A 13277-nucleotide genomic window follows, 5' to 3' on the forward strand; every position below is an offset into this window, starting at 1 on the left:
CATCGATATTGTGGGTTGCATTGGCACGACAGAGACTGAAGTTGGGGACTAGACAAATGGCAGCACGGGTTGAAAAAATCTTCACCGCATTGGATATCGGCTCGTCGAAAATCTCGGCGATGATTGCCGGGCGCATGGACAATGGCGAACTGACCGTTCTCGGCACCGGCCAGCGCGCCAGCAAGGGCGTGAAACGGGGCTATATCGCCGACACCGAGACAACCGAAATGGATGTCCGCGACGCGGTCGAGCAGGCCGAGCGGATTGCCGGGACCAATATCGACGATGTCTGGGTCAGTTTTTCCGCTGGCGGCCTGCAGAGCATGCTGACGTCGGTCGAAACCGAACTTGGCGGCCACCGGATCGAACAGGAAGATATCGATCTGCTGCTCGATGCCGGACGCAACAGTATCGATCCCAAGGGCAAGATGGTTCTGCACGCCCAGCCGGCGCTGTACACGCTCGACGGCCTCAACGGCGTCAAGAAACCGAAAGGCCTGCACGCCGATCGTCTTGGCGTGGATATTCATGTGATCCTGGCCGAGGGGTCGCCGGTTCGCAATATCGACATGAGCGTGCGCGGCGCGCATCTCAACGTCAAATCGATCGTCGCATCGCCGATCGCAGCCGGTACCGCCTGTCTGTCCCGCGAAGAGCGCGAACTGGGCGTGGCGCTGGTCGAAATGGGCGCCGAAGTGACCAATGTTTCGCTGTTTGCCGGCGGGATGCTGGTCGGCCTGACGACATTGCCTTACGGAGCCGCCGATATCACCGACGATATCGCTTCGTCCTTTGGCCTGCGGCGCGCGCAGGCGGAACGGATCAAATGTTTTTACGGTTCCGCCACCACCAGTCCACGTGACAATCATGACGTGATCAATCTGGAGCTGGAGAAAACAGCCGAACATAGCGATGAAGACGGGCGGATCACCCGGGCGCAGCTGATCGCGGTTATCCGCCAGCGGCTCGATCATCTGATTGGAGAAATCGGCCGGGCGCTCAAGGATCTTGGCTTTACCGGACCGGTTGGACGCCAGGTCGTGCTCACCGGCGGCGGAGCCGAACTCAAGGGCATCGCCGACTATGCCCAGTCCGCCCTGGGACGGACGGTGCGCATCGGTCGCCCGACCGGACTGAACGCGCTTCCGGAGGCCCATAGCGGTCCGGCTTTTGCCGGTCTTGCGGGACTGGCGCTCTATGCGTCACAGGAGCCGATTGATTTGCGATCGATGTCCCGAAGCCATCAGAAAGTCTATAAATATGGTGGATCAGCGGTGATCGGGCGGCTGATGTCGGCGATCCGGGGAAATTTTTAGAAATTTCTAAAAATAATTAACTTTTCGGGTGATTCCGGCAGCAAATTTGTGCAAAGCGTTAACTAAATGTGACGGCAAGACAAAATGTCTCGGGAGACAGTGAGATGAGTATCAATATTGGGCCACCGGAAGTTGAAGAACTGAAGCCTAAAATCGCGGTTATCGGAGTCGGCGGAGCGGGCGGAAACGCGATCGCCAACATGATCGCAGCCCAGGTTGAAGGCGTCGATTTTATCGTCACCAACACCGATGCGCAATCGCTCAACAGCGCGACCGCCGAACGGCGTATCCAGCTTGGTCCCGATATCACGCAGGGTCTGGGTGCAGGTTCGCGCCCCGAAGTCGGTCGTGCAGCGGCTGAAGAAACAATCGATCTGGTCGAACAGGCGCTTGAGGGCACGCACATGTGCTTCATCGCGGCTGGCATGGGCGGCGGTACCGGTACGGGTGCCGCTCCGGTCATTGCCAAAGCAGCGCGCGATCGTGGCATATTGACCGTCGGCGTTGTGACCAAACCGTTCACTTTCGAAGGCACGCGCCGCATGAAGTCGGCGGAAGCGGGCATCGAGGAACTGCAGAAAAACGTCGATACATTGATCGTCATTCCCAACCAGAATCTTTTCCTGGTTGCAAACCCGAACACCACTTTCAAGGAAGCCTTCTTGCTTGCGGACGAAGTGTTGCAGCAGGGCGTTCGCGGCATCACCGACCTGATGGTCATGCCTGGTCTGATCAACCTCGACTTTGCCGACGTGCGTAGCGTGATGCACGAAATGGGCAAGGCGATGATGGGTACCGGCGAAGCCGAAGGCGACGGACGCGCGCTGGAAGCAGCCGAGAAGGCGATTGCCAATCCGTTGCTCGACGGCGTCTCGATGAAGGGTGCCAAGGGCGTCATCGTGTCGATTACCGGCGGCGAAGATATGCGCCTGATGGAAGTCGACGAAGCAGCCAACCATATTCGCGAACTGGTCGATCCCGATGCCAACATCATCTGGGGTAGCGCGTTTAACGCCAATCTCGACGGCCGCATCCGCGTGTCGGTTGTGGCAACCGGTATCGACAGCGACGGCAGCATGTCCTCGGCCGCGCCGCCGCCATCCTTCGCCATGGGCAGTCCGTTGCAGAAAAAGGAAAGCGCCCAGCCAGCGCCCAGCTTTGCATCGTCGATTACCAGCGATGAAGAAGAAGCGCCTGCCGCCTATGAACCGGAGGAGGAGCCAGCACCCGAACCGGAAGTAGAATATAAGGCCGAAGAAGTGCCTGCACCGGAGGTGGTCTCAACTCCCGCACCCGTCGCCACTTATGGTGATGATGATGACGAGGACGAGGAAGAAGACGATTATTCTGGTTCAACGCCATCCTTTGCGTCTCTCACGCCCGGAATGGCTGCGTCGCGGCCGGAGCCGGAAGATGAGGATGAACTGGTCCTGGGCGATGACGCGATCCAGATGGATGAAGGTCAGGAAGCCGCTGCGGGCAGTCAGCCGCCGCCAGCGCCGCGGGTTGCCACGGGTGGCGGGACATTGTTCGAACGCATGTCCAATCTGACCCGGGGCGGATCGAAAAACGATGAAGCCGACGATGGCGAGGATGACAAATCCTCTGATCCACTCGACATTCCCCGTTTCTTGAATCGGCAGAATAATCAGTAAGCTGCGGCGCGGGTCAATCGGATTTTGGTACTGATCAAGTGGCACGAGGGAGTTTGTCTTTCCCGTGCCACCATTTGCCCCGCTGCGTCGAAGGAATGATTGATTTCATGCGCAATCATTCCTTTATAGGTCTTGTGAAACACAGATTCAAAATTTTGCTGGTTGTCTCCGCGGCACTGGTGGGGACGACTATTCCCCACCTGCCGGCGGCTGCCCAGTCCAGCAGCCAGTCCAATTCCGATGCCCTGCAGGATGCCTTGCGCCGGATTGCCAGAGATTCAAACGATTCCTCCGCGCTTGCCGATGCCGGGCTTGCGGCGCTTGAATTGGGTGATATGCGTGCGGCGATCGGATTTCTTGCCAAAGCCGACCAGATCTATTCCACCAGCGGCAGGGTCAAAGTCGGTCTCGGCAGGGCCTTGCTGGCGGAGGAAAATCCGTTCGGCGCAATCCGCTATTTTGACCAGGCGATCGAGAATGGCGTTCCTCTGCGTGAAATCGCAGCAGATCGGGGGCTTGCCTATGACCTGATCGGGCGGAACCGCGATGCACAGAAGGATTATGCGCTGGCGATGCGATACGGCAACACCGATCAGCTGATGACTCGCAATGCCATATCGCTGGGTATCAGCGGGGATGTTGAACTGGCCGACGAGCAGCTCAATCCCTTACTCCACAAAAGCGACCGCGACGCCTGGCGGAACCGGGCGTTTATCTATGCGATGAATGGCAGGAAAAAAGACGCGAACAATATCGTCGATCAGACGATGGAGCGGCGGATGGCAAAGGCGATCAAGCCGTTTTTCGATCGCATGCCGAAGCTGACCGCTGCGCAAAAGGCCGCAGCCGTTCACCTCGGCCATTTCCCCGCCAGCGAGAATATCGGTGTCGACGTGGCTGCGGTTCAGATGGCCTCCAACATGGCGGTCCGGGGCGGCGACGGCGCGGATGCGGGGCTGATTCCGGTTGGCGAGGCGCTCGGTTCCACTGCCGCGCGTCCCCGCGTGCTGGCAATGCCGGACAAATCTCCACGCCGGCGTCCCGGTGCGTCCGAGCGGGTATTATCCGAGCGGAAACAGAGCCGGCGCCAGAAAAAGCAGAATGAAGTGCAGGTGCTGGCCCGGACGGATTTGCCCGCTCCGGCGAGCGCTGGTTCCGGTCGAGCGCCTGCCTTCGCATCGGCAGAAGCGAAGCCTGTAACCGACGCAGCGCCTGAACCGGCGCCCAAGCCCGGATTTGACGCCCCAACCGAACGCGTTCCCGCGAAAATCCTGCCGGAGCCGGTCAAGACTGCCGAAATCAAGCCGGATGTCGACAAACCGGAAGCCAAGACTTCTGCTCCCGGTTTTCAAACCGCTCTTGGCGTCGGCAAGCCGCCTGTGCTGTTGTCGCAAACAATCGAACGCAAGGTCGAAATTGCCGGTCGCCCGCCCGTTTCGCAGCCGCAACCCGAGTCACCGGTTCAGCCCGCTCCGGCCGATCCGTCGGTCGACAAGGCCAGCGCCAGCACGCCGGTTAATCTGATCAATTTCGATCTCGGAAATTCGCCCCGCGGAAATATGGAAATCGCCGAAGCAGACCCAGCTCCCAAGGCGCTTTCCGACATCATCGGCTCAATCAACATACCCGAACGGGAAACCAGGACCGAAGTGGTACCGGTCGATCTCGACGAGATCGAGCCGGCCAAGCCAAAGCCCAAGATCGTCGCAAAGCCGGTCGTAAAAGCGCCAGTCAAACCGAAGGAACCGGAACATCCAAAGCGTTACTGGGTGCAGATAGCGACGGGTTCGGACCTCAACGCGCTGAAATATGATTCCCGCCGGATGACCAAGAAACATAGCGATCTGTTCAAGGGCAACCGGATTTGGACCTCGCCATGGGGCAGCACGCGGCGCATGGTTGTCGGGCCCTTTGACGACTTCAAGGAAGCCAAGGCCTTTGAAGCCGATTTCCGCAAAGATGGCGGTGACGGTTTCGCCTGGGCGAGCGCCGACGGTGTCGAGGTCAACGAGCTAGGAAAATGATCCAGTTGAAAAGCTATGCCAGCGATCCGGCCCACAGCCGGGGCCGGCTGCACGATGAAAAGCGCGATGTTACCCGCGGGCCGCGCGACGATTTCCAGCGCGATCGTGACCGGATCATTCACAGCATTTCCTTTCGCCGCCTGCGCCACAAAACCCAGGTCTTTGTCGCGCCCGATGGTGATCATTACCGGGTCCGGCTGACCCACAGCCTCGAAGTCGCGCAGATCGGCCGCACGCTCGCCCGGGCGCTTGGTCTCAACGAAGATCTGACCGAGGCGCTATGCCTTGCCCATGATATCGGCCATCCTCCGTTCGGACATGCCGGAGAGGATGCTCTCGAGGAGGCCCTCACGGATTTTGGCGGTTTCGACCATAATGCACAGACCATCCGGACGCTGACCAAACTCGAAACACCCTATCCGCGCTGGAACGGGCTTAACCTCACCTGGGAAATGCTCGAAGGCCTCGCCAAGCATAACGGGCCGGTCGACAATCCGACCTGGGCGCTGGCAGAAGACAATGACGCGATGGACCTCGAGCTCAAAAGCTGGCCGTCGCTGGAAGCCCAGATCGCGGCGATCGCCGATGATATTGCCTATGACAATCACGACATCGACGACGGGATGCGGGCAGGGCTACTGATGCTCGACCAGCTGCTCGAACTGCCGTTCATAGCCGAACGCTGGCAAGTGCTGTGCGACCGTTTTTCGGATGTTCCGCAAGCCAGACTGCTGCCCGAACTGATCCGCGACCAGATTGGCCTGATGGTCAATGATGTGCTCGAAACAACCCGGGCGCGGATCGATAGCCTTGGCGTGAAATCGCCGCAGGACGTGCGAGAGGCAGGCCAGATGATCGGCGGCTTTTCGGAACTGATGGCGGAAAAAGAACGGAAGCTGAAGGGCTTCATGTACGAAAACCTTTATCATCACCCGAAGCAGATGGCAGCGGCAGAAGAGGGCAAGATGATGGTTGGTGATCTGGTGAAAGCCTATCGCGAACGGCCCGAGCTGATGCCGGAGAGCTGGGTATCGGCCATGCCGTCCAGCGAGCCGCAGCGCACCAGACATATCGCCGATTTTCTGGCCGGAATGACCGATCGCTATGCGCGCAACCGTCACGCAGAGATTTTTGGCGAGCGGACTGGCACAGCCTGATCCGCCACTCTGGCGAAGACCGGGGCCAACCCAGGTTCGTGAGTCTCCGAAAAATCGGTTTGGATAACAGCCTTCGCTGCTATGAGGGCTGATCAACAAACTGATCACGGAAACCCTGACCATGGCCGATAAAATCCTGATCCTTGGCGCCACCGGCCTGATCGGCGGACTGCTGACCCGCAAACTGGTCGAGCGGGGCAGGGACCAGACTCTCCACCTGTTGCTTCGCCGGCCCTATCGCGAGGATGTCGGCAAGGCCAAGGTCCACGTCCAGCTGCAGGAAAACTGGCCCGCGACGATAGCCAAAATCAAACCCGCTATCGTGATATCCTGCCTCGGCTCGACAATGAAGAAGGCGGGATCGAAGGAGGAATTCGCCGCAGTCGACCGCGATCTGGTCGGCGCCGTCGCAGCCGCGGCGAAGGCGGCGGGCGCGAAGCAATTTATCGCGGTCTCGTCAACCATGGCGGACAGCAGCGCGTCGAGCTTCTATCTGAAAATCAAGGGCGAAGCCGAGGACGTGATGCGCGCCCAGCAATTTGATCGTCTCGACATCATCCGCCCCGGCCTGTTGCGCGGGGAACGGACCAACGAAACACGCGTTGGCGAAAGCCTCGCCATTGCCGCAAGTCCGATCATGGACTTGATGTTGCACGGCAAATTCCGCCGCTACCGGTCGATCCTGGCCAGCGATGTCGCCGACGCGATCGTGGCGCTGATGACGGAAAGCGAGCCGGGCGCCTTTGTCCACGAAAATGACGCGATCTGGGGGATGGTCTGAGTCGAAATAATAGGGCCTGATCCATAGAATCGTTGACTCATTGCATCCGGTCATTCACTTCTCAATCTGCTTTTTGATCGCTGCTTTCGGGTAAAGGTCATGAGACGTTGCGGGAGAGTGTTTTTCTGTCCCAAAAGACCGAAAGGCCGCCGAAGGAGCAACCGCCCCGGAAACTCTCAGGCGAACGGACCGCAAACGTTTCACAAGCACTCTGGAAAGAGCCCTCCGTCGCTAAAGCTATGGCGGGCCACCGAAGGGGTAAATTCTTGTCGCAGTTGCGACGGCGGACCTGTCCGCCGAAGCCTTGGCGAAGAAGGATGAAACTCTCAGGTTCCGTGACAGAGGGGGCAGTTTTGCAGGGCTTTGCTGCGGGCTGTCTTCTTGATGCGGAAATATGATGAGTGATATAAAAGAAAATCTGAAACAACTTCCCCTCGGCGACTGGCATCGCGGTCTCGGCGCACGGATGGTGCCTTTTGCCGGCTATGAGATGCCGGTACAATATGAAGGCGTCATGGCCGAACATATCTGGACCCGCACCGAAGCGGGCCTGTTCGATGTTTCGCACATGGGCCAGCTACAGCTGACCGGCGAGGGCGCAGCCGATGCGCTGGAACAGATCACGCCGGGCAATCTGTCTGCATTGGCCGCAGGCAAAATCCGCTATACCCTGCTGCTCGCCCAGGATGGCGGGATACTGGACGACCTGATGGTCACCAATACTGGTCGCAATCTATACTTGGTGGTCAATGGCGCGACCAAGCATGATGATATCGCCTATATGCGCGACCAGCTGCCGGACCATGTTACGCTCAATCATCTCGAAGATGCGGCCTTGCTGGCGCTGCAGGGCCCCAAGGCCTCAGCCGCTCTGGCCAGACTGGATATTCAGCCTCTCGAAGAGGGATGGCCGGTGCCTGCCGATCTCTACTTCATGGAGGCGGGCCCGTTCATGTGGAACGATATACCTCTCGGGATCAGCCGCTCCGGCTATACCGGCGAGGACGGTTTCGAGATCAGCGTGCCTGCCGAACATGTCGTGGCGCTGGCGACGGCGCTGACGGAGCTTGAAGAAGTGCGTCCGATCGGCCTTGGCGCCCGCGACAGTTTGCGGCTCGAAGCCGGACTGCCGCTCTACGGCCATGACATGGGGCCGGAACTGCTGCCGGTCGAAGCCAATCTGAATTTTGCCTTGTCCAAGGTGCGGCGCGAAGAAGGCAATTTCGCCGGTGCCGAGCGGGTGCTTGCGCAATATCCGGACAATGCGGCAAAAAAGCGCGTCGGACTTTTTGTCGATGGTCGCCAACCAATAAGAGAAGGTGCCGCGGTGATTGACGAGGCCGGCGCGACTATTGGCAATGTCACGAGCGGCGGTTTTTCGCCAACGCTCCAGCGCCCGATCGCCATGGCCTATGTCCCGATGCCGTTGTCCGAAACCGGCACGGCAATCACAATCGAACAGCGCGGTAAAAAAATTGCTTGCACCGTCGCCGATATGCCCTTTGTACCACATAATTATCACCGCAAACCCAAGCTATAGATTGACAGGAAGAGGAAACGAGCATGAGCCGATATTATACCGAGGAACATGAGTGGGTCGACGTCGAGGGCGACACCGCCACCGTCGGGATTACCGACTATGCGCAGGAACAGCTGGGCGATATCGTGTTTGTCGAAGTACCGGACGTGGGCACCGAACTTGATCAGGGCGACGATGCTGCGGTGGTAGAATCGGTCAAGGCCGCGTCCGACGTTTATGCGGCGGTATCCGGTGAAGTGATCGAAGTGAACGAAGCGCTGGAAGACGAACCCGGGCTGGTCAACTCCTCGGCAGAAGAAGACGGCTGGTTTTTCCGGATCACCCTGTCGGACAAGGACGAACTCGACGATCTGATGGACGAGAAAGCCTATAAGGCGTTTATCGACAATCTTTGAATGTAAAAGCCTCTCCTTTTCCGAGGAGGGGATCAAGGGGTGGGGCGATGCGTCGACATCGTTCGCGTGAGCGACAGGCGGCACCAAACCACCCCAATTCCTCCTTCGAAAAGGAGGGGCTTAAGCAAAGGAAGTAAACATGCGCTATCTCCCGCTGACTCCCGACGACCGGCAATCGATGCTGGCCACTATCGGCGCGCAATCGGTTGACGATCTGTTCGTCGATGTGCCGGAAGAGGCCCGGCTGAACGGACCGATCGAAGGCCTGCCGATGCACGCGGGCGAGATGGCGGTAGAGGCGCATATGAAGGCGCTGGCGCGCAAGAACCACGCCGCCGGCGATATGCCCTTCTTCCTCGGGGCGGGGGCCTATCGCCACCATGTTCCGGCGAGCGTAGACCATATCATCCAGCGCGGTGAATTTCTCACCGCCTACACGCCCTATCAGCCGGAAATCGCTCAGGGCACGCTACAGACCCTGTTCGAATTCCAGACGCAGGTCGCGCGCCTGTTCGGCGTCGATGTCGCCAATGCCTCGATGTACGACGGCTCGACCGCCTGCTGGGAAGCGATTACCATGGCGCGCCGGATCACCAAGCGCGGCAAGGCGATCCTCTCGTCCGGCCTGCATCCCCATTATGTGTCGGTCGCCAAGACCATGGCCCGCTTCACCAAGGACGATCTGTCCTATCAGGCGCCAAGCCTTGAAGCCGCGACCGACGGCCAGAATATCCTCGACCAGATCGATGACGAAACCAGCTGTGTCGTTGTGCAATATCCCGATATATTGGGCCGCATCGGCGACCTTTCCGCCATCGCGGAAAAGGCGCACAAGCATAAAGCCCTGCTGATTGCCGTCGTCACCGAACCCGTCGCCCTCGGCGCGATCAAGTCGCCGGGCGAAATGGATGCCGATATCGTGGTTGGTGAAGGCCAGTCGCTGGGTGTCGGCCTGCAATTCGGCGGTCCCTATGTCGGGCTGTTCGGCTGCAAGCAGAAATATGTCCGGCAGATGCCCGGCCGGCTGTGCGGCGAGACCGTCGACGCCGAAGGCAAGCGCGGCTTCGTCCTGACGCTCTCCACCCGTGAGCAGCATATCCGCCGCGAGAAGGCGACGTCGAATATCTGCACCAACAGCGGTCTTTGCGCCTTGGCATTCACCGCGCACATGACCTTGCTGGGCGAGAAGGGGCTACGCGAACTGGCGATGCTCAATCACAAGAAGGCGGTGCAGGCGGCGGACCGGTTGTCGCAGATCAACGGCGTGAAGCTTTTGAACGACAGCTTTTTCAACGAGTTCACTTTGGTACTTGATACCGATTCACGCCCTGTCGTGCGCCAGCTTGCCGATCAGCGCATTCTGGCAGGCGTCTCTCTGGGGAGGCTTTATCCGGAAGAGCAGCCGCTCGCTCATGGATTGCTTGTCGCGGTCACCGAAACCTCGACGGATGGCGAAATAGAGGCCTTGGCCACTGCCCTTGAAGGAGCCCTGTCATGAGCATGCTTGCCGAAGGACGCCCGACCAAACAGGAAACCAATGTGACCATGCCCGACCAGAATGCCATCACCACCCACACCGGCAACCGCGCCCTGATGGTCGACGAACCGCTGATCTTTGAAATCGGTTCGCCCGATCGCAGCGGCGTCGATCTGCCCGAGGCCCCGCAAGTCGAAAGCCGCCTCGGCGGGCTCGAGCGCAAGGCGCCGATCGCTATTCCCGGTCTGTCCGAGGGCGAGACGGTCCGTCACTATACAAGGCTCAGCCGCCAGAATTACGCGATCGACGTCGGCCTGTTCCCGCTCGGCAGCTGCACGATGAAACATAATCCGCGGCTCAACGAGAAGATCGCGCGGCTGAAGGGCTTTGCCGACATCCATCCGCTGCAGCCGGTCGACAGCGTGCAGGGCGCGCTCGGCGTGATCAACGAACTGGCGGTCTGGCTGATCAAGCTGACCGGCATGCATGGCGTGGCGATGACGCCCAAGGCTGGCGCGCATGGCGAGTTGTGCGGTATCCTGTGTATCCGGGCTGCGCTGGAAGCGCGCGGCGATGCTCGCGAAGTGATCCTCGTGCCGGAAAGCGCCCATGGCACCAATCCGGCGACCGCAGCCTTTGCCGGTTACAAGGTCGAGGATATTCCCGCCAATGCCGCGGGCCGTGTTGATCTCGAAGCGCTGAAGGCGCGGCTGGGGCCGGATGTCGCCGGTGTGATGATCACCAATCCCAATACCTGCGGCCTGTTCGAGCCGGACATGAAGGCGATTTCCGATGCGGTCCATGCCGCTGGCGGTTACGTCTATTGCGACGGCGCGAATTTCAATGCCATCGTCGGCAAGGTCCGTCCCGGCGATCTCGGCATCGATGCGATGCACATCAACCTGCACAAGACCTTCTCTACCCCGCATGGCGGTGGCGGTCCGGGTTCCGGTCCGGTGGTATTGTCGGAAGCGCTGGCGCCTTATGGCCCGCTGCCCTTTACCGAACGCCATGCCGACGGTCATATCACTTTGGTCGAGGAAGAGACGGTCGAGGACCGTCACCCGCATACATTCGGCCGGATGAGCGCCTTTCATGGCCAGATGGGCATGTTTACGCGGGCGTTGACCTATATCCTGAGTCACGGCGCTGACGGCCTGAAACAGGTGGCGGAAGATGCGGTGCTCAACGCCAATTATATCCTGCGCAGCCTCGAAGATGTGCTCGACGCACCCTTCGCGCACAGCGGTCCCTGCATGCACGAGGCTTTGTTCTCGGACAAGGGCTTCACCAACGACCTGACCACCCTCGATCTCGCCAAGGGCATGATCGACGAAGGCTATCACCCGATGACCATGTATTTTCCGCTCGTGGTGCACGGCGCGATGCTGGTCGAGCCGACCGAGACCGAGAGCAAGGCTGCGATTGACCAGTTTATCGGCGCGTTCCGTTCAGTAGCTGAACGGGCCAAAGCGGGTGACGAATTGTTGAAATCCGCTCCCCACTTTGCCCCGCGTCGCCGCCTTGATGAAACCCAGGCAGCCCGCAAACCGATATTGGTGTGGACCGAGCCAGAGGATTTCGCCGAAGCGGCTGAGTGATTGCGCACCCTGAAAGCGCAATCACCTAAGCCCGTCTATTTTACGCAATATTTGCCGGAGGTTTTCAATCCACTCGGGCAACTGCCGCTCTTGATTTCGGCATAGTCGCCTTTGTCGCCGACGCAATAATTGGCGGAAGATTTGAAACCGGTCGGGCAGGAGCCGACTTTGGTGATGGCGACCTTGCCGGAGCCGGATTTGCACGCGCTTCCCGACGATTTGAAGCCGGTCGGGCAGCTGCCGTCCTTGGCCACGGTCGTGCCGCTCGACTGGGCGAAAGCCGCGGGAACGGCCAGGCTCGAAATGATCAGTGACGACAGGGCGATTGCGTAACGCATATTGTGGTTCCTTATGAAAATTGGTTGGTCTGCGGCAGTTCCGAAACTATCGGGCTGGCGCGCTCAGATATTCGAAGGCAACCAGGCTCTTGCCGGTCCGCTTGTTATAATATTGGCAATAGAGTTTTTCCGTTTTCGCGCTGCTGCGCTCGTTGAGACGAGCGAGAAAACTGATGCCATATTTGCCGCGTTTTTTCCGGTCGGCGGTGTAGGCCGAGGCACGGGACGAGTTGGTACCGGTGGCGCAATCGCTGACGCCCTGGTCATTGCCGCAATGCAATTTCATGTGGGAATCGCCGAGATACTGGTCGCTATGCCAGGTCCAGTAATCGACCGTGCCGGCGCCGGGATCATCCGATTTCACGCACTGCCAGGTAAAATCATTGCCCTTGTCCATCGCCTTGTATTTTTTCTCGTCGACTTCAAAGTAGAGAATTTCCTGCGGTTGCAGCGACGGCGCGATGCACGCACCGCTTACTTTGCCCGGCTTGCGATTGATGAAACCGGTTCGCTTCTCTTTGCTAAATCCTTGCTGGAATGTATAGCTGCCGAGATTGCCGACGGTCACATTGGTCAGGGCGATGCCAGCGCATTGGGTTTGCGATGTCAGGGCCGAAGATGGCGTGCCGAGTGCGACCAAGCCGCCGCTGCTACCCCGTTTGCCCGTGGTGCCACCTTTGCCGCGTATCGCGTTATCAATTGCATTCTTGGCCTCGTCTACCGCTTCTCTTTCTGCGTCGCGCTTGGTCTGCTTTGCTTCTTTCTTGATCGCTTTGCCAAGGCCACCGAATTGAGCGTGGGCAGCACCGCTGCTGAGCATAGAAACGGCGAACAGGGCAGCTACAGCCGGTTTTAGTAAATTCATCATTGATCTCCATTGCATTCACGCGGCGAATACGGGAGCAAAACCGGCATTAGAATATACCATATGGTACATGGAGGCGGATTACGGGGATCAATGACGGCTCCAGGATCGGCGTTGTCCGAGAATGG

11 protein-coding genes and 1 riboswitch are annotated in these 13277 nt (G+C 59.2%); of the genes, 9 read left to right on the forward strand and 2 right to left on the reverse strand.

What is annotated here, in order from left to right; translation table 11 throughout:
* The first annotated feature begins 56 nt into the window (after positions 1 to 56).
* The 9 genes from ftsA to gcvPB all read left to right on the forward strand — a co-directional run bounded on the left by ftsA (position 57) and on the right by gcvPB (position 11946).
* Positions 57 to 1316, forward strand: a complete 1260-nt coding sequence (gene ftsA / locus HUO14_RS01920) for a cell division protein FtsA (protein ID WP_176278189.1) — start codon at positions 57 to 59, stop codon at positions 1314 to 1316.
* Between the two features lie 104 nt (positions 1317 to 1420).
* Entirely contained in the window at positions 1421 to 2971 is a 1551-nt protein-coding gene (gene ftsZ, locus HUO14_RS01925) for a cell division protein FtsZ (protein ID WP_176278190.1), read from the forward strand.
* 155 nt (positions 2972 to 3126) lie between these two features.
* The gene (locus tag HUO14_RS01930; RefSeq protein WP_176278191.1) at positions 3127 to 4995 is read left to right on the forward strand and encodes an SPOR domain-containing protein; all 1869 of its coding nucleotides are present in this window, start codon (positions 3127 to 3129) and stop codon (positions 4993 to 4995) included.
* Positions 4992 to 6152 carry a deoxyguanosinetriphosphate triphosphohydrolase gene (locus tag HUO14_RS01935; RefSeq protein ID WP_176278192.1) on the forward strand — a complete coding sequence of 387 codons (1161 nt, stop codon included), beginning with the start codon at positions 4992 to 4994 and terminating at the stop codon, positions 6150 to 6152. Before HUO14_RS01930 ends, HUO14_RS01935 begins: the two co-directional genes overlap by 4 nt.
* A gap of 121 nt (positions 6153 to 6273) precedes the next feature.
* The gene (locus HUO14_RS01940) at positions 6274 to 6933 is read left to right on the forward strand and encodes an NAD(P)H-binding protein (RefSeq protein WP_176278193.1); all 660 of its coding nucleotides are present in this window, start codon (positions 6274 to 6276) and stop codon (positions 6931 to 6933) included.
* 100 nt (positions 6934 to 7033) lie between these two features.
* A riboswitch (glycine riboswitch) is annotated at positions 7034 to 7135 on the forward strand.
* Positions 7136 to 7330: 195 nt separating this feature from the next.
* The gene (gcvT, locus tag HUO14_RS01945) at positions 7331 to 8473 is read left to right on the forward strand and encodes a glycine cleavage system aminomethyltransferase GcvT (protein WP_176278194.1); all 1143 of its coding nucleotides are present in this window, start codon (positions 7331 to 7333) and stop codon (positions 8471 to 8473) included.
* A 23-nt stretch (positions 8474 to 8496) separates the two neighbouring features.
* Positions 8497 to 8868 (forward strand): glycine cleavage system protein GcvH, encoded by a 372-nt coding sequence (gcvH, locus tag HUO14_RS01950; protein ID WP_176278195.1) that lies wholly within the window; start codon positions 8497 to 8499, stop codon positions 8866 to 8868.
* 139 nt (positions 8869 to 9007) lie between these two features.
* Positions 9008 to 10366 carry an aminomethyl-transferring glycine dehydrogenase subunit GcvPA gene (gcvPA, locus tag HUO14_RS01955; RefSeq protein WP_176278196.1) on the forward strand — a complete coding sequence of 453 codons (1359 nt, stop codon included), beginning with the start codon at positions 9008 to 9010 and terminating at the stop codon, positions 10364 to 10366.
* Positions 10363 to 11946, forward strand: a complete 1584-nt coding sequence (gene gcvPB / locus HUO14_RS01960) for an aminomethyl-transferring glycine dehydrogenase subunit GcvPB (protein WP_176278197.1) — start codon at positions 10363 to 10365, stop codon at positions 11944 to 11946. Before gcvPA ends, gcvPB begins: the two co-directional genes overlap by 4 nt.
* A gap of 35 nt (positions 11947 to 11981) precedes the next feature.
* Here gcvPB and HUO14_RS01965 read toward each other — a convergent pair whose 3' ends face one another.
* Together HUO14_RS01965 and HUO14_RS01970 are read right to left on the reverse strand one after the other, a co-directional pair.
* Positions 11982 to 12284 (reverse strand): hypothetical protein, encoded by a 303-nt coding sequence (locus tag HUO14_RS01965; RefSeq protein WP_176278198.1) that lies wholly within the window; start codon positions 12282 to 12284, stop codon positions 11982 to 11984.
* Between the two features lie 46 nt (positions 12285 to 12330).
* Positions 12331 to 13152, reverse strand: a complete 822-nt coding sequence (locus HUO14_RS01970) for a hypothetical protein (protein ID WP_176278199.1) — start codon at positions 13150 to 13152, stop codon at positions 12331 to 12333.
* Positions 13153 to 13277 lie beyond the last annotated feature (125 nt).

This window comes from Parasphingorhabdus flavimaris (assembly GCF_013371215.1).
GTDB classification, from domain to species: domain Bacteria; phylum Pseudomonadota; class Alphaproteobacteria; order Sphingomonadales; family Sphingomonadaceae; genus Parasphingorhabdus; species Parasphingorhabdus flavimaris.

What these genes read in the sequence shown, in the direction of transcription:
- ftsA (WP_176278189.1), top strand. Translation starts at nt 57, where the DNA reads ATGGCAGCACGGGTTGAAAAAATCTTCACCGCATTGGATATCGGCTCG.
- ftsZ (WP_176278190.1), top strand. Translation starts at nt 1,421, where the DNA reads ATGAGTATCAATATTGGGCCACCGGAAGTTGAAGAACTGAAGCCTAAA.
- HUO14_RS01935 (WP_176278192.1), top strand. Translation starts at nt 4,992, where the DNA reads ATGATCCAGTTGAAAAGCTATGCCAGCGATCCGGCCCACAGCCGGGGC.
- HUO14_RS01940 (WP_176278193.1), top strand. Translation starts at nt 6,274, where the DNA reads ATGGCCGATAAAATCCTGATCCTTGGCGCCACCGGCCTGATCGGCGGA.
- gcvT (WP_176278194.1), top strand. Translation starts at nt 7,331, where the DNA reads ATGAGTGATATAAAAGAAAATCTGAAACAACTTCCCCTCGGCGACTGG.
- gcvH (WP_176278195.1), top strand. Translation starts at nt 8,497, where the DNA reads ATGAGCCGATATTATACCGAGGAACATGAGTGGGTCGACGTCGAGGGC.
- gcvPA (WP_176278196.1), top strand. Translation starts at nt 9,008, where the DNA reads ATGCGCTATCTCCCGCTGACTCCCGACGACCGGCAATCGATGCTGGCC.
- gcvPB (WP_176278197.1), top strand. Translation starts at nt 10,363, where the DNA reads ATGAGCATGCTTGCCGAAGGACGCCCGACCAAACAGGAAACCAATGTG.
- HUO14_RS01965 (WP_176278198.1), bottom strand. Translation starts at nt 12,284, where the DNA reads ATGCGTTACGCAATCGCCCTGTCGTCACTGATCATTTCGAGCCTGGCC.
- HUO14_RS01970 (WP_176278199.1), bottom strand. Translation starts at nt 13,152, where the DNA reads ATGATGAATTTACTAAAACCGGCTGTAGCTGCCCTGTTCGCCGTTTCT.